25 protein-coding genes are annotated in these 22,130 nt (G+C 64.6%); 19 read left to right on the top strand and 6 right to left on the bottom strand.

What is annotated here, in order from left to right; all coding sequences use genetic code 11:
- Positions 1-13 precede the first annotated feature (13 nt).
- A complete protein-coding gene (locus RMO25_RS06530; protein WP_309661792.1) occupies positions 14-580 on the bottom strand; it encodes an HNH endonuclease in 567 nt (188 codons plus the stop codon).
- Between the two features lie 203 nt (positions 581-783).
- Between RMO25_RS06530 and gluQRS the strand changes: the two genes are divergently transcribed.
- From gluQRS to RMO25_RS06485, 9 genes are read left to right on the top strand one after another with little or no spacing between them, the layout of a single operon-like run.
- The gene (gluQRS, locus tag RMO25_RS06525; protein WP_309661791.1) at positions 784-1,632 is read left to right on the top strand and encodes a tRNA glutamyl-Q(34) synthetase GluQRS; all 849 of its coding nucleotides are present in this window, start codon (positions 784-786) and stop codon (positions 1,630-1,632) included.
- 10 nt (positions 1,633-1,642) lie between these two features.
- Positions 1,643-1,852, top strand: coding sequence for an HIG1 domain-containing protein (locus RMO25_RS06520; RefSeq protein ID WP_309661790.1), 210 nt, complete (start codon positions 1,643-1,645; stop codon positions 1,850-1,852).
- Between the two features lie 2 nt (positions 1,853-1,854).
- A complete protein-coding gene (locus RMO25_RS06515) occupies positions 1,855-2,424 on the top strand; it encodes a cob(I)yrinic acid a,c-diamide adenosyltransferase (protein WP_309661854.1) in 570 nt (189 codons plus the stop codon).
- Positions 2,400-3,635, top strand: coding sequence for an ergothioneine biosynthesis protein EgtB (egtB, locus tag RMO25_RS06510; RefSeq protein ID WP_309661789.1), 1,236 nt, complete (start codon positions 2,400-2,402; stop codon positions 3,633-3,635). The genes RMO25_RS06515 and egtB overlap by 25 nt, the downstream gene beginning before the upstream one ends.
- The gene (gene egtD, locus RMO25_RS06505) at positions 3,619-4,578 is read left to right on the top strand and encodes an L-histidine N(alpha)-methyltransferase (RefSeq protein WP_309661788.1); all 960 of its coding nucleotides are present in this window, start codon (positions 3,619-3,621) and stop codon (positions 4,576-4,578) included. Before egtB ends, egtD begins: the two co-directional genes overlap by 17 nt.
- Positions 4,579-4,613: 35 nt before the next feature.
- Positions 4,614-4,916 carry a YggT family protein gene (locus RMO25_RS06500; protein WP_309661787.1) on the top strand — a complete coding sequence of 101 codons (303 nt, stop codon included), beginning with the start codon at positions 4,614-4,616 and terminating at the stop codon, positions 4,914-4,916.
- Positions 4,913-5,800 (top strand): bifunctional methylenetetrahydrofolate dehydrogenase/methenyltetrahydrofolate cyclohydrolase FolD, encoded by an 888-nt coding sequence (gene folD, locus RMO25_RS06495; RefSeq protein ID WP_309661786.1) that lies wholly within the window; start codon positions 4,913-4,915, stop codon positions 5,798-5,800. The genes RMO25_RS06500 and folD overlap by 4 nt, the downstream gene beginning before the upstream one ends.
- Positions 5,797-6,432: a hypothetical protein gene (locus tag RMO25_RS06490; protein ID WP_309661785.1), complete on the top strand. Its 636-nt coding sequence runs from the start codon at positions 5,797-5,799 to the stop codon at positions 6,430-6,432. Before folD ends, RMO25_RS06490 begins: the two co-directional genes overlap by 4 nt.
- Positions 6,433-6,456: 24 nt before the next feature.
- On the top strand, positions 6,457-7,086 hold the full coding sequence (locus RMO25_RS06485) for a MarC family protein (protein ID WP_309661784.1): 630 nt from the start codon (positions 6,457-6,459) through the stop codon (positions 7,084-7,086).
- Between the two features lie 7 nt (positions 7,087-7,093).
- On the opposite strand, the gene RMO25_RS06480 is transcribed toward RMO25_RS06485, so the two are convergent.
- Positions 7,094-8,893, bottom strand: a complete 1,800-nt coding sequence (locus tag RMO25_RS06480; RefSeq protein WP_309661783.1) for an AcrB/AcrD/AcrF family protein — start codon at positions 8,891-8,893, stop codon at positions 7,094-7,096.
- Between the two features lie 85 nt (positions 8,894-8,978).
- On the opposite strand from RMO25_RS06480, the gene RMO25_RS06475 reads away from it, so the two are divergent.
- Genes RMO25_RS06475 through RMO25_RS06465 form a run of 3 tightly spaced genes read left to right on the top strand, consistent with a single transcriptional unit; the run spans position 8,979 to position 11,094 of the window.
- Positions 8,979-9,389, top strand: a complete 411-nt coding sequence (locus tag RMO25_RS06475; RefSeq protein ID WP_309661782.1) for a GtrA family protein — start codon at positions 8,979-8,981, stop codon at positions 9,387-9,389.
- Positions 9,386-10,336, top strand: coding sequence for a glycosyltransferase family 2 protein (locus tag RMO25_RS06470; protein ID WP_309661781.1), 951 nt, complete (start codon positions 9,386-9,388; stop codon positions 10,334-10,336). Before RMO25_RS06475 ends, RMO25_RS06470 begins: the two co-directional genes overlap by 4 nt.
- Positions 10,336-11,094, top strand: a complete 759-nt coding sequence (locus RMO25_RS06465) for a class I SAM-dependent methyltransferase (RefSeq protein WP_309661780.1) — start codon at positions 10,336-10,338, stop codon at positions 11,092-11,094. The genes RMO25_RS06470 and RMO25_RS06465 overlap by 1 nt, the downstream gene beginning before the upstream one ends.
- On the opposite strand, the gene RMO25_RS06460 is transcribed toward RMO25_RS06465, so the two are convergent.
- On the bottom strand, positions 11,060-12,619 hold the full coding sequence (locus RMO25_RS06460; protein ID WP_309661779.1) for a hypothetical protein: 1,560 nt from the start codon (positions 12,617-12,619) through the stop codon (positions 11,060-11,062). The genes RMO25_RS06465 and RMO25_RS06460 overlap by 35 nt on opposite strands.
- A 149-nt stretch (positions 12,620-12,768) precedes the next feature.
- On the opposite strand from RMO25_RS06460, the gene RMO25_RS06455 reads away from it, so the two are divergent.
- Positions 12,769-13,431 (top strand): EF-hand domain-containing protein, encoded by a 663-nt coding sequence (locus tag RMO25_RS06455; protein WP_309661778.1) that lies wholly within the window; start codon positions 12,769-12,771, stop codon positions 13,429-13,431.
- Positions 13,432-13,484: 53 nt separating this feature from the next.
- Here RMO25_RS06455 and RMO25_RS06450 read toward each other — a convergent pair whose 3' ends face one another.
- Genes RMO25_RS06450 through RMO25_RS06440 form a run of 3 tightly spaced genes read right to left on the bottom strand, consistent with a single transcriptional unit; the run spans position 13,485 to position 16,430 of the window.
- Positions 13,485-14,708, bottom strand: a complete 1,224-nt coding sequence (locus RMO25_RS06450; protein WP_309661777.1) for a cyclopropane-fatty-acyl-phospholipid synthase family protein — start codon at positions 14,706-14,708, stop codon at positions 13,485-13,487.
- A gap of 27 nt (positions 14,709-14,735) precedes the next feature.
- Positions 14,736-15,923 carry a 23S rRNA (adenine(2503)-C(2))-methyltransferase RlmN gene (gene rlmN, locus RMO25_RS06445; RefSeq protein ID WP_309661776.1) on the bottom strand — a complete coding sequence of 396 codons (1,188 nt, stop codon included), beginning with the start codon at positions 15,921-15,923 and terminating at the stop codon, positions 14,736-14,738.
- A gap of 27 nt (positions 15,924-15,950) precedes the next feature.
- A complete protein-coding gene (locus tag RMO25_RS06440) occupies positions 15,951-16,430 on the bottom strand; it encodes a hypothetical protein (RefSeq protein ID WP_309661775.1) in 480 nt (159 codons plus the stop codon).
- Between the two features lie 132 nt (positions 16,431-16,562).
- Between RMO25_RS06440 and RMO25_RS06435 the strand changes: the two genes are divergently transcribed.
- The 6 genes from RMO25_RS06435 to RMO25_RS06410 form a co-directional block, all read left to right on the top strand.
- Positions 16,563-16,790 (top strand): hypothetical protein, encoded by a 228-nt coding sequence (locus tag RMO25_RS06435; protein WP_309661774.1) that lies wholly within the window; start codon positions 16,563-16,565, stop codon positions 16,788-16,790.
- Positions 16,791-16,949: 159 nt separating this feature from the next.
- Complete coding sequence (locus tag RMO25_RS06430) at positions 16,950-18,338, top strand: glycosyl transferase family protein (protein ID WP_405051855.1); 1,389 nt, start codon at positions 16,950-16,952, stop codon at positions 18,336-18,338.
- Positions 18,335-19,465 carry a hypothetical protein gene (locus tag RMO25_RS06425; RefSeq protein WP_309661773.1) on the top strand — a complete coding sequence of 377 codons (1,131 nt, stop codon included), beginning with the start codon at positions 18,335-18,337 and terminating at the stop codon, positions 19,463-19,465. Before RMO25_RS06430 ends, RMO25_RS06425 begins: the two co-directional genes overlap by 4 nt.
- A 69-nt stretch (positions 19,466-19,534) precedes the next feature.
- Positions 19,535-20,443 (top strand): sulfite exporter TauE/SafE family protein, encoded by a 909-nt coding sequence (locus RMO25_RS06420; RefSeq protein WP_309661772.1) that lies wholly within the window; start codon positions 19,535-19,537, stop codon positions 20,441-20,443.
- Positions 20,440-21,210, top strand: a complete 771-nt coding sequence (locus RMO25_RS06415; RefSeq protein ID WP_309661771.1) for a TIGR02186 family protein — start codon at positions 20,440-20,442, stop codon at positions 21,208-21,210. The genes RMO25_RS06420 and RMO25_RS06415 overlap by 4 nt, the downstream gene beginning before the upstream one ends.
- A gap of 63 nt (positions 21,211-21,273) precedes the next feature.
- A partial coding sequence (locus RMO25_RS06410) for an ATP-binding protein (RefSeq protein ID WP_309661770.1) occupies positions 21,274-22,130 on the top strand: 857 nt, incomplete at its 3' end.

Here is a 22,130-nt window from a genome sequence, read left to right as displayed (position 1 = left end):
CCGGCGCACAACCCTACGGTTCCAGTTCGACGTCCCAGTACAGATAGTCGCGCCAGCTTTGGTGGAGGTAATTGGGCGGGAAGCTCTTGCCGTGATCCTGCAATTGCCAGCTGGTCGGCCGGATCGGTTCGCGTGCGAAATGCATGTGGGCCTGGCCCGGCGTGCGCCCGCCTTTGCGCAAATTGCACGGCGCGCAGGCGGTCGCGACATTCTCCCAGGTCGTCCGGCCGCCTTGCGCGCGGGGGATGACATGGTCGAAGGTCAGCTCCCTGCCCGACCCGCAATAGACGCAGTGGAAACGGTCGCGAAGGAAGAGATTGAACCGGGTGAAGGCCGGAAACTGGCTGGGACGGACGAATTGGCGCAGCGCGATCACCGACGGCAGCTTCAAGGCAATCGTCGGGCTGTGCACTTCGCGCTCGTAATGGGCAACGACATCGACCCGCTCGAGGAACATCGCTTTGACCGCCGTCTGCCACGGCCACAGGCTCAGCGGATAATAAGACAGCGGTGTATAATCGGCATTGAGCACCAGCGCCGGGCAACTGTCGGGATGGCGGATGATCTCCGAGTGATACATGACGCGGGCAATGGCCTTTCTTGTGTCCGCCCGCTTCGAACACCACCTCCGGCCCTGTCGCACCCAAGCAGGAGAGGGCGCGTCACAGGCCCGTCTTCCCTTATGTCCAGCCGGATGCCAGCCCGGCGTGACAGACACATGACAGCACTTTCCCTTGGCGCCGGTCAAGAGTCGATTAAGTCACAGTGCTGATGGCGCCTGCGATGACCACCACCCGTTTCGCCCCGTCGCCGACCGGGCGGCTGCACCTTGGTCATGCGTATAGCGCGGCGGTCGGGAAAGATCGGGCTCGGCAGAGCGGCGGGCGTTTCCTGCTGCGGATCGAGGATCTCGACCCGACCCGCAGCCGGCCCGAGTTCGTGGCCGGGATTGAGGACGACTTGCGCTGGCTCGGCCTCGATTGGGACGGCGCGCCGCTGGTGCAGTCGCAGCGCACCGAGCTTTACGCGGCCGCCCTGGAGCGGCTGCAGGACCGCGGCCTGGTCTACCCGTGCTTTTGCACGCGCGCCGACATCGCCGCCTCGCTGACCGCCCCCCACGGCGACGCGGGTCCTTCTTATCCCGGCACTTGTTGCGGCCTCGCCGACGATCCGGCGCGTCGGGGAACGACGCCGCATAGCTGGCGGCTCGATGGCAGCAAGGCGCTGGCGATCGCCGGCCTGCCGTCATGGATCGAGGAGGACGGCCGTAGCTTCACCGCCAAAACCGACGAGATCGGCGACGCCATCCTCGCCCGCAAGGACGCGCCGGCAAGCTATCACTTGTCGTGCGTCGTCGACGATGCGGATAGCGGTGTGACCCTGGTCGTACGCGGCGCCGACTTGCGCCCTGCCACCCCGATCCAGCGACTGCTGCAGGAACTCCTCGGGCTGCCCGCCCCGATTTATCTCCATCATCCATTGATAACCCACGCCGACGGGCATCGGCTCGCCAAGCGCGACCTTGCCCCGACGCTGGCCGCGATGCGCGAGGCGGGAGTTGACGGAAGAACCTTGGCCCGTGACCTGGTGACCGGCTTTGTCCCGTCTGGCTTTCGGCTGCAGCAAGCTTAAATAGGCAAGCATGAGCAACACACTCCTCGTCATCCTGCTGGTCGGCGCCATGGCCGCGACGGCCTATGTCCTGGTGCGCGGCATCATCGCCATGGCGTCGGGCAAGGACGTCACTGGCGAAGCGCAGCAGAATTGGATGCGCAAGCGGGTGCTGTTCCAGGCGGTGGCGATCGTGATTATCGCGCTGATCCTGATTCTCGCCAGCGCTTCGAAGAGCTGATCCTGGTCAAGCTCAACAATATCTACACCCGGACCGGCGATGCGGGCGAAACCGGGCTGGTCGATGGCTCGCGCATCCTCAAGGACCATCCCCGGGCGCAGGCAATCGGCGATGTCGATGAGTTGAACAGCGCCATCGGGCTGGCGCTCGTCCACGTCACGTCGGACGAGGCGCGGGCGATGCTCGGCCGGGTGCAGAACGAATTGTTCGACCTCGGCGCCGATATCGCCACCCCCGGCGAGGAGTTTGTCCCTTCGGAAATGGTTTTGCGGGTCGTTCAGTCGCAAGTCGACCGCCTGGAAGCCGAGATCGACGCGATGAACACGCAACTGGCGCCGCTGCGCAGTTTCATATTGCCCGGCGGCGGCGAGGCAGCGGCGCGCGTTCACCTCGCCCGCACCGTCGCGCGGCGCGCCGAGCGATCGGTGGTGACCGCGTCGCGCCACGATCCCATCAATCCCCTGGCGCGGATTTACTTGAACCGCTTGTCGGACCATCTGTTCGTGCTTGGGCGGCACCTCGCCAAGGACGGAGGCGGCGACATCTTGTGGCAACCCGGCGCAACCCGGTAACTGGTGTTTCGCTCGCCGAGCGATTGCTCGCAACGCGCGCGCTGACGCTCGACCTCGCCGCGCCGCTGTCCGATGCCGATGCGGCGATCCAGCCATTCCCCGACGCATCGCCGGCCAAATGGCACCTCGCCCACACCAATTGGTTCTTCGAGACTTTCGTGCTGCGCGATCATGTCGCGGGCTACCAAAGGTTCGACGAGCGCTTCCCCTATCTGTTCAACAGCTATTACGAAGGCGAAGGCGAGCGGCACTCACGGGTAAAGCGCGGGATGATCAGCCGCCCGTCACTGGACGAGGTGCGCAATTGGCGAGCGCACGTCGACGAGGCGCTAAAGCGAGCACTGCCAAATCTGCCAGTGGACGCGCTCGCCTTGGTCGAACTGGGCATCAACCATGAGCAGCAGCACCAGGAGCTGTTGCTGACCGATATCCTCGCGACCTTCGCCGAGAATCCGCTCGAGCCAGCCTATGGCGCCTTAGCGGCTGCGGTCTGTCAGGCCGCCGAACCATTGAGCTTCCTTCCTGGACGCACCGGCATCGTCGAGATCGGTGCCGACGACGATGGCTTTGCCTTCGATTCCGAGCGGCCTCGGCACCCCGAATTGCTTTACGCCCATGCGATCGCATCGCGGCCGGTGACCAATCGCGAATGGGCCGAATTCGTCGCCGACGGCGGCTATGCGACGCCAACCTTGTGGCTGTCCGACGGCTGGGACTGGGTCCGGCGCGAGGGCATTGCCGGGCCGCTGTATTGGCGCGGTGAAGGCAGCGAATTCACGCTTGGCGGGCGGCGCGATGTCGATCCCGCGGCGCCGGTCGCCCACGTCAGCGGCTATGAAGCGGACGCCTTTGCGCGCTGGGCGGGGGCGCGGCTGCCGACCGAGGGCGAGTGGGAGAGCTTTGCCGCCACCGCCGATCACAATCTTGGCAACCAGCTCGACCAGGCCGGGACTGTCGTGCCACAGCCGCCGGGCGACATTTTCGGCGACGTCTGGGAATGGACCCAGAGCAGCTTCTCGCCCTACCCCGGCTTCAAGCCGGCTGCCGGCGCGGTCGGCGAATATAATGGCAAGTTCATGAGCGGACAGCTGGTACTCAAAGGCGCCAGTTGCGCGACGCCCCGCGGTCACAGCCGCGCGTCTTACCGCAATTTCTTCCCGCCCGATGCGCGGTGGCAATTCACGGGAGTACGCCTTGCTCGCGACGCTTGATGCCCAGACACAGGCGTTCCGCGACGACGTGCTGGCGGGGCTGGCGGCGGCGATCCCGGCGATTCCGGCGCGGTGGCTGTATGACCGGGCCGGATCCGAGCTGTTCGACGCCATAACCAAGTTGCCGTCATATTATCCGACCCGAACCGAAACGGCCTTGTTGACGTCAATCATGCCCGAAGTGGCGGCGCTGATTCCAACCGGCACGGCAGTGGTCGAGTTTGGCGCCGGTTCCGCGACCAAGACGCCCATCCTGCTCGATGCCATCCACCCCGCGGCCTATGTCCCGGTGGATATATCAGGCGACTATCTCGAGGACAGCGCGGCGCAATTGAGCGCCGGCTTTCCCGGCCTGCCGGTAATCCCCGTCACCGCCGACTTCACGCGCCCGTTTGCGTTTCCGGCGCTGGTCGCCGACCTGCCCAAGCTCGGCTTCTTTCCCGGCTCGACCATCGGCAATTTCGTGCCGCGCAGCGCGACCGACCTGCTGCGGCATTTCCGCGAATTGCTCGGTACCGGCGCGCTGCTGCTGATCGGCATGGACCGGGTGAAACCGGTCGAGCGCCTGATTGCCGCCTATGACGATCCGGACGGAGTAACGGCGCGGTTCAACCTGAACCTGATCGAACGGATCAACCGCGAGCTCGACGGCAGTATTCCGCCCGACGCGTTCCGGCACGAAGCCCGCTGGAACGACATCTTGTCGCGCATTGAAATGCATCTGGTGGCGACCCGCGATGTCGCGTTCAGCGTCGCCGGCCAGCCGTTCGCGTTGCACCAGGGCCAGTCGATTCACAGCGAGAACAGCCACAAATACGGTCGCCGCGGCGGGCGCGTGCTGCTGCTGGCTGGCGGCTGGACCCCGCTTGCCGAGTGGACCGACCCGGCCGGCGATTTCGCCGTCATCCTTGCCGAGGCCCAGCCCAACCGCTCCGCCCCCTGATTGCTCCGGACGCGGCGCGCGGCTAAGCGGCACGGATGACCATCGCAATCTTCGACATTCTGCGTTACCTGCTGACGATATTATGGTGGCTGATCATCATCCAGGTCGTGCTGAGCTGGTTGTTCGCCTTCAATGTGCTCAATACCAGTTCGCGCGGCGTGCTGGCGCTCAGCCACGCGCTCGAACGGATCACGGCGCCGCTCTATCGGCCGATCCGGCGCCTGCTCCCGGACTTTAACGGCCTCGACTTCTCGCCGTTGATCGTGCTGATCCTGATCCAGGTCCTGCAGATGCTGCTCGACGGCGCTGAACGCAGCCTCGTTTATTCGACAACATGACCGCACGGCGGATCGACGGAAAGGCCTCTGCCGCCGCGATCAGGGAGCGTGTTGCCCAGTCGGCCGCCGAATTTGCGGATCGCATTGGCCGCCCGCCTGGCCTGGCCACCGTGCTGGTTGGCGAAGATCCGGCCAGCGCCGTTTATGTCCGGATGAAGGGCAAAGCGACCGCCGAGGCGAGCATGGCAAGCTTTGCGCATGTTCTGCCGGCGACGATTTCCGAAGCCGAGCTGCTCGACCTGGTCGGCGCGCTCAACGATGACGAGCGGGTCGACGGGATCCTCGTCCAGCTGCCGCTGCCCAAGGCCATCGACACCGAGAAGGTGATCGCCGCGATCGACCCGGCCAAGGACGTCGACGGCTTTCACCCGCTCAATCAGGGGCGCCTGTTCGCCGGCCTTGAGGGGCTGGTCGCCTGCACCCCGCTCGGCTGCCTGCATTTGCTGAAAGCGGAGCTCGGCAGCCTCGCCGGCCTCGACGCGGTGGTGATCGGCCGCTCCAACATCGTCGGCAAGCCGATGGCGATGCTGTTGCTGAGCGAAAACGCGACGGTGACGATGGCCCATTCGAAGAGCCGCGACCTCGCCGCCATCGTCCGTCGCGCCGACATCGTTGTGGCTGCGGTTGGCCGTCCGGAAATGGTTCGCGGCGACTGGATCAAGCCCGGCGCGACGGTCATCGACGTCGGCATCAACCGGATCCCAACCGACGACGGCAAAGGCCGCTTGGTCGGCGATGTCGCGTTCGACGAGGCGGCCGCTGTCGCGGGCGCGATCACGCCGGTGCCGGGCGGCGTTGGGCCGATGACCATCGCCATGCTAATGCGCAACACACTGGTCGCCGCGCATCGCCGCGCCGGCTTCGCTGAGCCGGAGGATTTATGATTTTTGCACTCCTGCTTGCGGCCACCGCGCCGACCGCCGTCGATGCCGAGCGAGCGTTTGCCCGGGATGCGCAACGCCACGGCCAATGGACAGCGTTCCGCAAATATGCCGATCCCAGCGCGGTCATGTTCACGCCGCAAGCGGTGTGGGTGCAGGATTTTCTGAAGGGTCGCAAGGATCCGCCGGCCGCGCTCAAATGGTCGCCGGCCGAAAGCTATGTTTCGTGCGACGGGCGGACGGCGATCAACAAGGGTCCGTGGACCGGCGCGTCGGGCAAAGGACACGGCTATTTCACCACGGTGTGGATGCGCAAGGGCCGGTCGTGGAGCTGGATTTATGACGGCGGCGACGCTCTTGCCACGCCAATGCCAGCGCGCGCCCACCCGATCGTTCGGCGCGCCAGCTGCGCGCGTGGGAGCGCCGTCCGGGCGCTTGCCAGACGGGCGGTCAGTGCGGCGCAGGTCGCGGGCAAGCCGCCGGGCGATGCCGGAACCGGTCGTTCGGCCGACGGCACGCTGTCGTTTCAATGGAAAGTCGACCCCAAGGGTGCGCGACATTTTCAGGCCCAGCTGTGGACCGGTCGGCATTATCAAACCGTGCTCGAACAGCAGATCGCCGCGCCAGCCGAATGATCCCAATACAATGAAAATAGCCCGATGATCGAGCTGTTCGGGTCGGCGCTGGTCACCTTCCTGGTGATCATCGATCCGCCCGGCTGCGCGCCGATTTTTGCCAGCCTGACCCGCGGCGCCTCGGCCGCTCACCGCCGGTCCATGGCGATCCGTTCGTCGGCGATCGCCTGGGGCGTATTGATGTTCTTCGCGCTGCTTGGCCGCCCGATGCTCCATGCGCTGGGTATCAGCCTCGCCAGTTTCCGCATCGCCGGCGGCGTAATGTTGTTCATGATTGCCCTGGACATGGTGTTCGAACGCCGCACCCAGCGCCGCGAAGTCCGCGCCCAATCGATCGAGGGTACCCCCGGCGCCGACGATATCTCGGTCTTCCCGATGGCCATCCCGATGATCAGCGGGCCCGGCTCGATCGCCAGCGCAATGCTGTGGGTGTCGCGCGCCGATGACGTTGGCCAAGTGTTGACGGTGCTGGCCGCCATCACCGTGGTGATCCTGATGACGCTGGTTATCCTGCTGGCCGCGGGACCGCTGATGCGGCTGATCGGCGAGCGGATCGAAGCAATGATCACCCGCATCCTCGGGGTCATCCTGGCCGCGCTCGCGGCGCAATTCGTGGTCGATGGGTTAAAGCAAAGCTTTTCCGCCCTCGGGTGATGGCGCGTTAGCCGACCACTCGCCACATCTTGAACGGCGAGTTGGCGGGCAGCGTGATCGGCGCCAGCCAGGCCGGCACCTTGCCTTGCTCCAGCTGGGCGTAAAAGCCCTTCGGCGCTTCGGACATGAAGATCGTCGTCGTCGAGCCGTTGGGGCAGGTCAGCAAAAAGTTGGAATGATATTTGGCTATGATCGCATGGGCCTGCGGCTCGCTGCCGCGGAAGGCGTTCATCACGTCGGCGATCTGCTGGCCGTTGCGATGGTAGGGGCCGGTCACCGAATCATGGTGCGTGATGGTGATCACCCGCGGCCCCAAATCGACGAAGGTAAAAACCATCCCCTTGGGCTGCAGCGCCACGGGTCGGAATGCGGCCATGGTGTTGCACAGTTGGTTGGCCTTGCCGATGGCGATTTCACGCGGGGTCGATTTTTTGCCCGGGACCGCCTGCATGGCGAACGGAACGAGCGCGCCGAGGCCGAGCAAGGCGATGCCAACCGTCGCAAGGGTGCGAAGGATGAGGGTGTTCAGCCGCTGCGCCATGGGCGCCAGCAGCCACACGATCACGATGGCGCCACCGACGTTCAGCATCTGCGCCGCCGGCGCGGTGCGGGTCTGCCAGGCGAGGAGCAACGTCGCCGCCAGCGCCGGCGCCGCCGCGGCCAGGGTCCGCCTGAGCAGATTGCGGTCTTCGCGATTGCTCCAGGCGAGCAATCCCCAGCCAAAAACGCCGACCAGCGGCAAGGCCAGCAACATGGTCGCGGTCTGCCAGCCATGGGTAAACACCGGCCGCGCTTCACGCACATGGCTCAACCAGAGGCGCTCGACTTCGGGCGACACGCCTTCGAGCCGCGCCAGGCAGTGGGGCCACATCAGCGCGTGAAACACAGCGATAATCACCGCCGCACCCGCCGCCAACGCCAGGCGCCGCTTCCAGTCGGCCGGGGAGAGCCAGGCGAGCCCGAACAGCAACGCTCCGCCAAGCAGCGCGTCCGACAGCCAGACCGGCGACAATGCGTCGCACACGGCCAATCGGTTGGCGTAGGAGGCAAACAAAAGGAAACCGAGCGCCGTGCCGCCGGCCAGCGTCACTGCGTAAGCCGATAACCGCCGCTTTTCGTCGCGATCGTCGATCCAGAACAGCACCGTCGCCGCCCCGGCCAGCGCCAGATAAATCAGCAGCTCAAGCCCGATCGACAGCGACAGCGCGGTGGCGATGCCCAGCGTCGCCCCGCCGCGCGCGCGCTTGGGATCGGCGAGCCCGGCGACTGCCAAGCTGAGCAACGCCAGCTGCCAGCCGTGGTGGTCGATCCGCGTCGGCATGAACATGCCGTTGGTCGACCCGGCGCTGACCAAGGCGATGAAGGCGAGAATGAATGCCGCCGGGTGAATCAGGCGGCGCGCCGTCAGCGCAACCCCGAACAGCATCAGCAAATAAGGCAGCATCGGCGCGACGGCGACGGCGATGCGCTCGGCCCCGGCGCCGCCGAATATCGGCCGCAATAGCAGGATCAGTGCGGCGAGCGGCAAATCGACCAGCCGCGACCAGTGAATGTTGGCGCCGAACGGCGGGTTCAGCCGGTATTGCCGAAGATCGTACCAGCCCTGCCCGTGGAGCAAGGCGCGCACCTGGCTGATGCGCATATTGTCGTCGGTGTCGAGCAGGTCGAACGTCTGAATCTGGTGCCAGCGATTGAACACGAACCAAGCGCACAGGAGCAGCCAGGCGAGGACCGTCACCGACTTCCAATGACGGTCGAGCAGCCGCAATACCGGCTCGACGTCGACCTGATCCTTGCGCTCGCTCACCTTTCGCGCTCTAGCTGCTCGCCTTCAAAGGGCAAGCGGCGGCCGGCAAATCTTCGGTCGCGACAGCCATAGATACGAAGGCGCGATGTTCTCGACCATGTCCCCCGAACGCCGCGCGGTTGTCACCCAGGCCGCGCGCTACGCATTCGCCGGAATGGCGATCACGCTGCTGGTTGCCGGCAGCTATTGGGCTATCGCCGAATTCCTCCACGTGGATCCGATGCTGTCCTTGTTGGCGGTGTTCATCTTTTTCACTTTCGTCAGTTTTTTCACCCATGGTGCCTTCAGCTTTCGCGGCCATGGCGACCGGGACCGCCAGCATATTCGCCTGGCGCGATTCATGATCGTCAACCTCATCGGCCTGGCGACCAACCAATTCTTCGTCTGGCTGCTGGTGAAGCATTGGCACGGCCCTAACTGGTGGCCCGTCATCCCGATCATCTTCGTCACGCCGGCCTTGACCTTTGTGCTCCATCGCCGATGGGTATTCGGATGAGCGCGACGATCCTTTCGGTAATCTGCCCGGTAAAAAATGAGCAGGAAGCGATCGCGCCGTTCGTCGAGCGGCTGCGAACCGTCCTCGAAGGGCTCGACGATCCCGGGGCAAAAAGCTTCGAAATCCTGTTCATCGACGACGGCAGCACCGATATGACGCTGACCGAAATTCGCCGCGCTAACCAGGCCGACGCTCGCGTTCGCGCAATCTCTTTCTCACGCAATTTCGGCAAAGAGGCAGCGCTGTCGGCGGGTCTCGATCATGCGCGCGGCGCCGCGGTGATCCCGCTCGACGTCGATTTGCAGGACCCGCCCGAAGTTCTTCGTGACATGATTGCCAAATGGCGAGAAGGCTTTGAAATCGTCTATGGAGTCCGCAGCAACCGCGACAGCGACAGCCTGCCCAAGCGGTTGACGGCGGATCTTTATTACCGCGCCCATAATTGGCTCAGCGAGGATAAGATCCCCGAGCATGCCGGGGATTTTCGGCTGCTCGACCGCAAGGTGGTCGACGTCATTCGGACGATGCCGGAACGAAATCGCTTCATGAAAGGCCTGTTCGCCTGGGCTGGTTTTCGCCAGGCCTCGGTCCCTTACACGCGCGCGGCGCGCAAAGTCGGAACGACCAAGTTCAGTTACTGGAAGCTGTGGACCTTCGCGCTGGACGGCATCACGTCGGCATCGACGGTGCCGCTGCGGGTGTGGAGCTATCTCGGCGGCGTCGTGGCCCTGTTCGCGCTCGGCTACGCGCTGGTCGTGATCGTGCGCACTTTGGTGTTCGGCGTCCAGGTCCCCGGCTACGCGTCGATGATGGTTGCCGTGCTGTTCCTCGGCGGACTGCAGCTGCTGTCGCTCGGAGTGCTCGGCGAATATGTCGGGCGAATCCTGGTCGAGAGCAAACGCCGACCGCTGTATGTGGTGCGCGACGAAATTGGAGGCGAGGGCTGATGGACGCGCAGGTCTACATGCGCATGGCCGAGCTCGACGAACGCCATTGGTGGTTTGTCGCCCGGCGCCAGATATTGCGCTCGCTGATCGAGCGGGAGATCCGGCCGCCCAAGGATGCGCGCATCCTCGAGATCGGCTGCGGCACCGGCCACAATCTTGGCATGCTCGGCGAGTTTGGCGCACTCGAAGCGACCGAGCTCGACGCGGGTGCGCGTCAGCTTGCAACCTCCCGGCTGGGCCGGCCAGTCGCCGCCGCCGCGCTCCCCGACCTGTCGATGTTCGCGGCCAGCAGTTTCGACCTAATCGCGTTGCTCGATGTGCTCGAGCATGTCGAAAACGACGCCTCGGCGCTGGCCGCCATCCGGTCGCGGCTGAAGGTCGGGGGCAAGCTGCTGGTCACCGTTCCCGCGAACCGGTGGATGTGGAGCGCTCACGACGCGGCGCACCACCATCATCGGCGCTACACGAAGCGGGAGCTTGGGGCGGTCGCGACCAACGCCGGTTTCCGGATTGACCTATTGTCTCATTTCAACACTTTGCTGTTCCCGCCGATCGCCGCCGCGCGACTGGCGGGCAAGCTCATCGGCCGCGAAAGCGCCGACGACTCCATTCCCCCGGAGCCGGTCAACGGGCTCCTGCAGCGCATATTCGGATTTGAGGCGCCATTGGTCGGGCGCGTCCCGCTGCCGTTCGGCGTGTCGCTGGTGGCGATCCTCACGCGTCCTAGGGCTGGGGCGGAGGGAGCCGGTAAAGAGTAGAGTTGCTAGCGCTCCAGACCGGCTGAATGCCTTGCACCAGCCGCGGATCGAAGGGTGGAAAATCGATCAGCCACAGATAGTCGAACTTGCCGGGCGGGATCGCTCGGAGCGCGGTGACGGAGTCCCAATATATTCGGCCGGTACATCGTGGGACGCGGACGATCTGCGACGGATCCGAAGTGAACGGGCGCGCCTCGAGATATCGCAGGCTGAGCAGGTTGAGACCCGCCGTCACCCATTGGTCATTCGAGAAGCCCTGACGGCGGACTATGGTCATCGCACCCAGATGCGTGTTGCGCGGCAAACTCCATGCGTCGCCGCAACCATCATGAACCAGGCTCAGTACCCGCGCGCCCATCGGTACCTGATCGAGCGCCCGCAGCTTGGCCTCCTGGTCGTGTGCGGAAATACCCAGGCTGACCGTGTTGCCGGCAATGCGCGCAATGAAGAATGCCAGTCCGAGTACCGCGATCGCGTCGGCCAACGGCCGCCGTGTCTCGCCTCGGAACCGGATCGCCAGGAGCAGGACGGCGATCACATAAGGGATCATTCGCATATCGGCGTAGGCGGAGCTGAACACCAAATAGGGAAGCAGCAAGAACCCGACAAACAGGACCAGCGCCGAAAACACCAAATTGCGCGAGAAGGTCAGCTGCCGCTGCCGCAGCGATTCAATCATCACCAGGATCGTGATGGTGACCGCCCCGACGTCGAACCATTTCCACCGATCCCGCAACGAGGCGAAGAAGAACTTCCACTTGAGCTCAAAGTCGAACCAATGCCCGGTCCTCCCGCCATGGATGCTGCTGCGCCAGGCGAGAACGAACAACAACGGCAGCGCCATGACCGACGCGTGCAGCGCGGCGTTGATGCCGGAGCGGAACCAGCCGTTGCCACTGTCGTGCTGGCGCACCGCTTCGCCCGAGAAACACAGCAAGCCGAGCACGCCCCAGCCGAACGTGTGGGTGAAGAACACGATTAGCGAAATCGGCACGAACAGGATCGCCCGAAGTTTCAACCGACCGAGGCGGGCGAGGCGCAGCCACAGCCCGAAGGCGAGAAACGCGAAAGCGATCGACAGCGCGAAATTGACAAAGCCGAACATCAACGGGTGGCTGTAGGCAAAGGGCAAAGCGAACAATGCCGTCGGCGGAATGCGTCCATGCACTTCGCGCGCTACCCACAAGAATCCGGCAACGGTCAGCGGCGGGATGACCAGCACAATGAGCTTGACCGCCAGTTCGAGCCCGAAAATCTTGCTCAGCGGAATGACCAGTATGTCGACGCCGAGATTGCCGATCGCCGCCCAGTGGAACCCGTAATATTGCTCGAGCCAGGGCGATGTGGCGAGGGCGAGTTCGACGCGATAGCGGCCCATGTGCCCCATCAGATCGACCAGCGGCGGGATCGACGGATAAAGCAGCGGCACCGCCGAGATGAGGATCAATAGAGCGACGAACGGCCGGGTTTCCCACCACGGTCGGTTGATCGTTCCGGACTCGCTGGTCGGTGCTTGATCAGGCATGTGGTGCTGAAGGTCCCCGTTCGCGAACCCCCCTAGCCATCGCCGCGACTTTGTCCATCAGCCGCCGATATTCGGGCCAAACTCCATTCAAGCGCGATACAGCTTGGCGCGCTTAGCTATCCGACAGATTTCCACGAAGGAGTGATCGGATGAACAAGTATCTCTTGGGCGGCGCTATCGCCGCTTCGTTGGTCGCAATCGCGCCGGCTATCGCTCAAACCCCGGCCCCGGCCCCAGTCGCGCCGATGGTCCATAATCAAGCGTGGCACGGCCGGCCTTCGGTCCAGACGCGGGCGGAAGTTGCGGCGCATGTCCGCACGATGTTCGATCGCCTCGACAGCAATCGCGACGGATCGGTTACCAAGGCCGAGGCCGCCGCCGCGAAGGGCCAATTTGCTGAACGACATAGGCACGGCGGCGGCGTTGGCGGCCAAATGGCCGACCGGGGGGCGATGTTCGACCGGCTGGACGCCAACCACGACGGTTCGATCAGCCGGGCCGAGTTCGATGCCGCGCACGCCCAGCACCAGCAATACATGGCGTCGCGCGACCAGAATGGCGACGGCCGGCCCAATGGCTCCTCGATGGGCGGCGGGCGTCGCATGGGCGGCGGCCATGGTATGGGCGGTATGGGCGGACGCATGTTCGCGCTTGCCGATAGCAACCGCGACGGTCGCGTGACGCTTCAGGAAGCGACCAATGCGGCGCTGCGCCATTTCGACACGGCAGACGTGAACCGAGACGGTCAATTGAGCCCCGAGGAGCGGATGCAAATGCACCAGCGGATGCGGGCCGAGCACAAGCCCAGCTAACGATCCGCGCACTTTCTTGGAAGAGGCCTGGCGCGTAACCGCCGGGCCTTTTTCTATGGCGTCGCTGTGCGGTACCGCGCTTCCGCCGCGGCCATGTAATCGCGGGTGATTGGCACGGCGGTGCGGTCGCGGATGTACTGCACCTGGTAATTGCACGCGGCGCCGCTTTCGAACATCACGATCCCGCCGGCGAGATAATATTCCCACATGCGGAAGAAGCGCTCGTCGTACATCGCGACGATTTCACCCCGCGCCGCGTTCGCTTGGTCGAGCCAGTGACGCAATGTATAGGCATAATGCAGCCGCAGCGTTTCGACATCGCTGGCGATCAGCCGCACCTGCTCGCTCGCCGCGGTCATCTGACTGAGCGACGGCAGATGATAGCCGGGGAATATCCATTTGTCGGTGAACGGGTCGGGCGGGCCGGACTTGCCGAGCTTGCCGATGGTGTGCAGCAGCATCACCCCGTCGGGCTTGAGCAAGTCATGGCAGGTGGCGAAAAATTCCTCGTAATGGGCGGCGCCGACATGTTCGAACATCCCGACCGAGACGATCCGGTCGAACGTCCCCGTGAGCGCGCGATAGTCGATGAGCTCGAACTTCACATGCTCGGCGACGCCGGCATCGGCAGCGCGCTGGCGGGCGATTTCGAGCTGGCGCTCGGACAAGGTGATGCCGAGCACGTCGACCTTGGCCACCTGGTGCAGATAAAGCGCCGTCCCGCCCCAGCCGCAGCCGATGTCGAGGACACGCTGGCCAGGCTGGAGATTGAGCTTGGCGGCGATGTGCGCCTTCTTGTCGGCTTGCGCCTGGTCGAGGCTGTTGGCCGGATCGGTGAAGTAAGCGCAGCTGTATTGGCGGTCGTCGTCGAGGAACAGTTCGTACAGTTCGTCCCGAAGATCGTAGTGATGGGCGACATTGCTGCGGGCACGGCGCGGATCGTTGCGCCGGAGCATCGCGATGAAGTCTTTGACCTTACCCTTGGACAGTGCTTTCCGGCCCTGCCCGCCATCTTCCCAGCGGTTTGACCCGACCACCAGCTCGAGCAGGTCGAGGATCGTGCCGTTCTCGATCACCAGGCGGCCGTCCATATAGGCTTCGCCGAAACCGAGGCGCGGATTGCGGACGATATCGAACGCGACGCGGCGGTCGTTGAAGCGGACGATCAGCGCGGGACCATGGCCCGGACCGTGCGTCGCGCGTTCTCCGTCGGGCAGGATCAAGGTGATCGTGCCGCGGGTCAGGAGTTTTCCGATAAGCGCGCCAATCAGCGACATGAGCGTCTCATATTTGTCAAAGGAAGATCAGGCGGGGGCGACGACAGCTTCGCGCGGCTTGCGCTGACGTTCCGACGCGGTCTTCAATTGCCCGCAAGCGGCGTCGATGTCGCGGCCGCGCGGGGTGCGGACCGGGGCCGAAATCCCGGCTTCGAAGACGATGTTGGAAAACGCCCGAATGCGCTCCGGCGCCGAACATTCGTAGGCCGCGCCCGGCCACGGATTGAACGGGATCAGATTGACCTTGGCCGGCAGGTCGTACTTGCGGATCAAGCGCACCAGCTCACGCGCGTCGGCGTCGCTGTCATTCTTGTCCTTGAGCATCACATATTCGAAGGTGATCCGCCGGGCGTTGTTGGCGCCGGGATAAGCGGCGCACGCCTCGAGCAATTGCTCGATCCCGTACTTGCGGTTCAACGGCACAATCTCGTCGCGGATTTCCTTGCGCACCGAGTGCAGCGACACCGCCAGATTGACCCCGATCTCGGCCCCCGCGCGAGCCATCATCGGCACCACGCCACTGGTCGACAGCGTGATCCGGCGCTTGGACAGGCCGAGCCCGTCGCCGTCCATGACGATCTTGAGCGCGTCGCGGACATTGTTGAAATTGTACAAGGGCTCACCCATGCCCATCATGACGATGTTGGTCAGCATCCGCCCTTCGGGCCGCGACGGCCATTCGCTCAAGGCATCGCGGGCCAGCATCACCTGACCGACGATTTCCGAAGATTCCAAATTGCGCACCAGTCGCATCGTCCCGGTGTGGCAGAAGGTGCAATTCAAAGTGCAACCGACCTGGCTGGAAACACACAGCGTGCCGCGATCGGCATCGGGGATGAAGACCATCTCATAGTCGTTGCCGTCGTGCGTGCGCAGCAGCCATTTGCGGGTGCCGTCCGACGACACCTGGGCTTCGATGACTTCGGGGCGCGAGATAACGAACCGTTCGGCAAACCAAGGTTGCTGGACCTTGGCGATGTCGGTCATGGCGGCGAAGTCGCTGACGCCACGGTTGTAGATCCAGTGCCACAATTGCTTGGCGCGCAGCTTTGCTTGCTTGGCCTCGAGCCCCTCCGTTTCAAGGGCGTTACGGATCGCATCCTTCGACATCCCGATCAGTTCAACGCGCCCGTCGGCGCGAGGCGCGAGTGGACGGGCGACAGGCACGGGGTCGATCAAGCCGGGGATCGGCATCAAGGCGGTGGCAACGGTCATGGCAAGTGGCCCATCTAGGGCGTTTCGCTAGATTTTGCCAGCGCAGCCGGCAGCAGCGGCATCGATTGCGGTCGGCGCGCCATCGAGCAGGTAGCGGTCGGCGAACCGCCCGCCGGCGCCATCGCGGGATTCGATCCGCATCGCCGTCGCGGCGCGCGTCGCGTCGATGATCGCCGCTTCCTGCAATGGACCCAGGCTCCAGGCCCAGTCGCCACGCGCAACCAACAGAAACGGCCGCTCGCCGATCGTCAGCATGACGCTCGACCCGGCCCGCGGGATGCGGCTCAGGCGGACATGGAATTGGCCGTCCATCGACCGGCCCGAGCCGAAGCTGAAGCCGGCGCGAGCTTCCGGTTGGCGCCGCGCCGCCGGCAGCAGCGGTCGCGCCACCGCTTCGCACCGATTGCCGAATTTGATCGCCGCCCAGCTGCCTTGCGCCGCCAGGGTTTGCCCCGCAACAGCCCTAGCGGGTGACGGCCCGAGCGCGCTCAAACCTATTGCGATCAAAGCTGTCGAGCGAGCACTCATCGATCCTTGATAGCGCAAGACGAAGTCAAGCCACCAGCACCGTGAATGCTAGACATAGTATTGGCTTGAGCTAGGCTCGCGACGCCGAATCGCCCGATGTAGGGGCGAAGAATGAATCGAATTCAATATATTGTGACGACGTTTCAGGACCGATGGTTCGTCATGCTGCAGGGGAAACGGCATGGTCCTTATGTCAGCCAGAAAGCCGCCATCGAGGACGCAATCCGGGGTGCCCAGACCGTCCCCAACTCGCAAGTTCTGGTCGAGACCAGCGACGATCAGGTGCGCGTCGAATGGACCCACGGCAACGATCCCGAACGCTATGCGCAACGACGGTAGCGAGGGGAAATTATTCAATTTTCTTTAACTTTGATATTACTACTTGATTATTAACATAGATTACGCCAATGTACCCTGCTCGGTAATTTAGTTTCGCTGCCTGGAGGCCGCCCTAATGACCCGAGAATTGCCAAGCCTTTTCAGGCTCTACGCGCCGCAATAGCGGCGCGCGCTCGACATGGATGGAGCCGAACTCCTGACGCGGGTTGCGGCCGAGCTGGCGCTCTTCGCGGCATTGGTTTCCTGATTTTTGCGGCCAACGATCTCGCCGTCGATGTCATCTATTTCGCCCGCCGAATGTGGCGCCTGACGGCGGTTTACAGCCGTTTCCCGCGGGCGTTTGCAAGCGATATGGCATCGCCCGGCAAACCGGGTTTCATCGCCATCCTGGTCCCGGCATGGGATGAAGCGGCGGTTATCGCCTCGATGCTGCGGGCAACGCTGCGCCGCATCGATCATCCAAACTACCAGATATTCGTCGGTTTTTACCGCAATGACCCGGCGACCGCCGCAGCCATCGCCAGTGTGACCGATGTGCGCATCGCGCCGGTGCTGGTCGAAGCCGATGGGCCGACGACTAAGGCCGATTGCCTCAACCACCTCTACGAAGCGCTGACGAACTACGAGCAAACGACACGCCAAGCGGCCAGGGCGATCGTGCTCCACGACGCCGAGGATCTCGTCCACCCTCTCGAGCTGGCGCTGTTCGACCGGCTGATCGACCGCGCCGGCGTCATCCAGCTTCCGGTCTTGCCGCTGATCGACCGCAGCTCGCAGTGGATCAGCGGCCATTATTGCGACGAGTTCGCCGAGGCCCACGCCAAGGAGATGGTGGTGCGCGAGGCGGTCGGCGCGTCAATCCCGCTCGCCGGTGTCGGCTGCGCGATCGCCCGCGAACCCCTCGCGCGAATCGCCGCCATGCACGATGGCAAGCCGTTCGTCGGCGGCAGCATGACCGAGGATTATGAGCTTGGCTTGCGGGTCGGCGCGCTGGGCTTGAAAACCATGTTCGTGCGCATTCCCGCCACCCCCGGCGATCGGTCGGTGGTGGCCAGCCGCGGTCACTTTCCCTCGAGCTTGAACGTCGCCGTGCGGCAAAAGGCCCGCTGGCTGGGCGGCATTGCCTTGGTCGGCTGGGACCGGCTTGGCTGGCGGGGCGGGCTTGGCGAGCGCTGGATGCGGATGCGCGATCGCCGCGGCCCGCTTGCCGCGTTGCTGCTGATCGCGGCCTATGGAGCGGCTTTGCTATGGTCGCAGCTATGGCTGGCCGAGGCGCTTGGCGCCCCGGTCCAAGCGCGGCTTAATCCGACCCTGGTGATCTTGTTGCAAATCAACGCCTGGTTGCTCGCCTGGCGGATTCTGATGCGCGCGAGCTTCACCACCGCCGCCTACGGCTGGGTCCAGGGCCTGCTGTCGGTGCCGCGCATGGTCGTCGGCAATGTCATTGCCGTGCTGGCTGCCGGGCGGGCGATTTCCCTGCACCTTAGCGGCGGCCCGCGGCGCTGGGACAAGACCGTCCACATTTTCCCCACCGAGCTTGCGCAATGAGCGCCTCGCTACGCTTTCTGGCGCTGGCCGTGATCGGCTGGACCACGTTGCGCGCGGCCACGCTCGGCATATTGCCAGGGACCGAAGCCTTTACCCTTGGGCGCGACGCAGCGCCGCCGCGCGCGATGGCCACGGCGGACGTTCCAGTCATCGTGCCAACCGAATTTCCGGCGATCGAGCCGGCCGGCACGGAGATGCTGCCGGCAGCGGCGACCGCAACGACCGGCGCTCTGTCGGTCGCGGCGCTGCGGCCGATTGCCGTCCCTTATTATTATTATCCGGTGAGCACCCCCGGGGGGGCGCCGTTTGTTCAAGCGTCGCTCCCTGCTCCCCGGCGCGGTCGGCTCACGGACATCACCCCCGAGCCGGCCGCGGTGTTCTACGCGCCGATCCCGCAGCTTGATGATTGGCCATTGTCGCGCATGGCCTCGGCATCGATGCCGGCGCGGCGTTCGTCGACCACCGCACCCCAGCAAAGCCAGCCACAGGCGCTGCTAAAGGCGCGCCTCGACCGGTTGCAGCTGTCCGCCTGGGCGCTGCTGCGCGGCCGCCCGGGCCCGGCGTCGCTGTCCACGGGCGGAACCCTGGGCGGCAGCCAGGCGGGGGCTCGGCTGACCTATTATGTCACGCCGATGTTCGCCGCGACGTTGCGCAGCAGCACGCTGGTCGGCGGCGCCCGCGGCGGAGAAATTGGCGCCGGCCTGCGCGTCACGCCGTTCAGGTCGATCCCGATTTCGCTGACCGCCGAGCGCCGTCAGGCCATTGGCAGCACTGGCGGCGGGCGATCGGCCTTCGCCATGTTCCTGGAAGGCGGCGTTTATCATCGTCCCATCGTTTGGGGACTCGAGCTCGACGTTTACGCTCAGGCCGGCGTCGTCGGCGCCCGGCGCCGCGACCTGTTCGCCGACGGTGGCTTCACACTGATGCGACCATTGTTCGGGCGCTATTCGGCTGGTTTTGGCATGTGGGGCGGCGTCCAGCCGGGCATTTATCGCGTCGACGTCGGGCCGCGGGTGTCGATGCGCGTTCGCAACACTATGCGCGTCCACCTCGACTGGCGGCAGCGGCTTGCCGGCAATGCCGAGCCGGGGTCCGGCCCCGCCCTTACGCTTGCCGCCGACTTTTAAAGCCGGACTCCCCAACTTGCCCTAGCTTGGCCTTGCCTATGCTTTGCGGCTAGGCATTCGCCTAAGCCTATGGACATTTACCTTCCGATCGCCGGCCAGTCGGTCAACGCGCTGTTCATTGTCGCGCTGGGATTGTTGGTCGGCGTGCTGTCGGGGATGTTCGGCGTCGGCGGCGGTTTCCTGACCACGCCGCTGCTGATCTTTTACGGCATCCCGCCGACCGTCGCCGTGGCGTCCGCCGCGACCCAGATCACCGGCGCCAGTGTATCGGGCGCAATGGTCCACTGGCGCCGCGGTGGCGTCGATTTGAAAATGAGCCTGGTGATGATCGTCGGCGGGCTGTTCGGGTCGCTGACCGGTGCCGGCCTGTTTCGCATGCTCCAGGCGACCGGCCAGATCGACCTGGTGATCGGCTCGCTCTACGTCGTCCTGCTCGGTGGCATCGGTGGGTTGATGCTCAAGGATGCGCTGATCGCGCTGGGCTACGTCCCCGCCCCGCAGACGGAAGCACGGCCCCGCCACAACCGCTGGGTCGCCTCGCTGCCGTTGCGCTGGCGATTCTATACATCGGGCCTCTACGTATCGCCGCTGGCGCCGCTGGCGCTCGGCTTCGTCGCCGGCGTCCTGACCTTGCTGCTCGGCATTGGCGGCGGCTTCATCCTCGTCCCGGCGATGATCTATCTGCTCGGCATGGCGGCGCGCGTCGTCATCGGCACCAGCCTGGTGATGATCCTCGCGGTCAGCGCCGCGGCGACCTTCATCCACGCCGTCACCACCCAGTCGGTCGACATCGTGCTGGCGGCGCTGCTGCTGGTCGGCGGGGTCATCGGCGCGCAATATGGCGCGCTGTTGACGACGCGGCTCAAGCCCGACCTGCTGCGCCTCGCGCTTGGCGTGATCATCCTGCTGGTCGCCCTGCGCATGGCGCTCGGCCTGGCTTGGCGACCCGACGAAATCTATACGATCGAATATCTGTGAGCGGGCGCCTGCCATCGCTCGGCATCGCGGCGCTGTCGCTGATTGCCGCGACCTATCCAGCGGCGCCGGTCCTGGTCCCCGACATTTCCTCGCGCAAGGTCGAGATCCGCTACAGCTTCACCGGCGCCCAGCTGCTGCTGTTCGGCGCCATCCTTTATCCCGGCGGGCGGGCGCCGGCGCGTCCGGCCGACATCGTCGTCGTGCTGCGCGGGCCGGTGCAGCCGATCGTCGTCCGCGAAAAGCAAAAGATCGCCGGCATCTGGATGAACGCTGATTCCAATCGCTTTCGTTCGGCCCCGTCATTCTATGCGGTGGCGTCGTCGCGGCCGATCAAGCAATTGGTCGATGAACGCACCGCCGCAATTTATGAAATGGGCCTGCAGAACCTGCAATTGTCGCCTAGCGGGGGGGCGCTGCCCGACAAGGAGCGGCGCTTCGAAGCCGGCCTGCTTGAGCTTCGCCGCCGCCAGGGCTTGTACGCCGAACATTCCAATGGCGTCGAAATTAATCAGGGCGTGCTGTACCGCGCCACCATCGCCATCCCGAGCCAGGTGCCGGTTGGAACCTACACCGCGGAAACCTTCCTGGTCGACCGCGGCCGGGTGCTCGCGGCGGCCACGCGTGAGATCGAAATCGGCAAGTCGGGGTTCGAGCGTTATGTCGCGCTCGCCGCGCGCCGCCATGCGGTCCTCTACGGACTGATTTCCGTGCTTCTGTCGTTGGCGCTCGGCTATGCTGCCGCGATGCTGTTCAAGCGGCGTTTCTAAGGCAAATTTTAACCGCTTGGCTTTACCACTGCCCTCGACGTTAAACCGTAGGGCCGCGCACGCATGAATGATCAGCCAAATCTGAAGCAATTCCTCGACGAAATGGGCAGCTTCACCGAACAGGATGGCGCTGCCAGCCGGTCTGCTGCGTCCGGCAAGGCGTTGCCGCCGATTGGGCATGTCGTCGAAATCGCCGGCTCGGGATCGCAAGTGCGCCTCGACCCGGCGGTGCTGAATACACTCTCTTCGCACGCCGATCTCTCGGTGGCGATGTCCGGCCAGGTCGGCAGCCAGGTCAAGATGAATGTCGGTTCGAGCTGGCTGATCGCCAACGTCCGGACGATGCGCGCCGACGACACGTCCGACATCGTCGCCCATGTCGATTTCCTTGGTGAAGGCAATCGCGATTCCGCCGGCAAGCTGAGCAATTTCCGCCGCGGTGTCACCAAATTCCCGATCCCGGGGGCGCAGGTCCATCCGGTCACGTCGGATGATCTTCGGTCGGTGTTCGCCGCCGACGATCGCGCCCATATCGAGATCGGCACGGTTTATCCGACGGACGATATCCGCGGCGCTTTGTACATCGACCCGATGCTGTCGAAGCATTTCGCGGTTGTCGGCAGCACCGGTACCGGTAAATCGACCGCGGTTGCGCTGATCCTGCACCGGATTTCCGAGCTGTCGCCCGAAGGTCACATCGTCATGATCGACCCGCACGGCGAATATAGCGCCGCGTTCAAGGGTTGCGGCGAGCTGTTCAACGTCGAGAATCTGCAACTGCCTTATTGGCTGATGAACTTCGAGGAACATTGCGAAGTCCTGCTGACCACCCAAGGCGCCGAGCGCGAGCGCGACAGCGACATCCTCGCCAAGCTACTGCTGGCAGCCCGGACCAAGGGCAAGAATATGGAGCAGCTCGG

Source organism: Sphingomonas sp., assembly GCF_031361285.1.
Classification (GTDB): domain Bacteria; phylum Pseudomonadota; class Alphaproteobacteria; order Sphingomonadales; family Sphingomonadaceae; genus Sphingomicrobium.
Note: the sequence above shows the minus strand (reverse complement) of the source record. Positions and strands in the feature narration are given on the sequence as shown.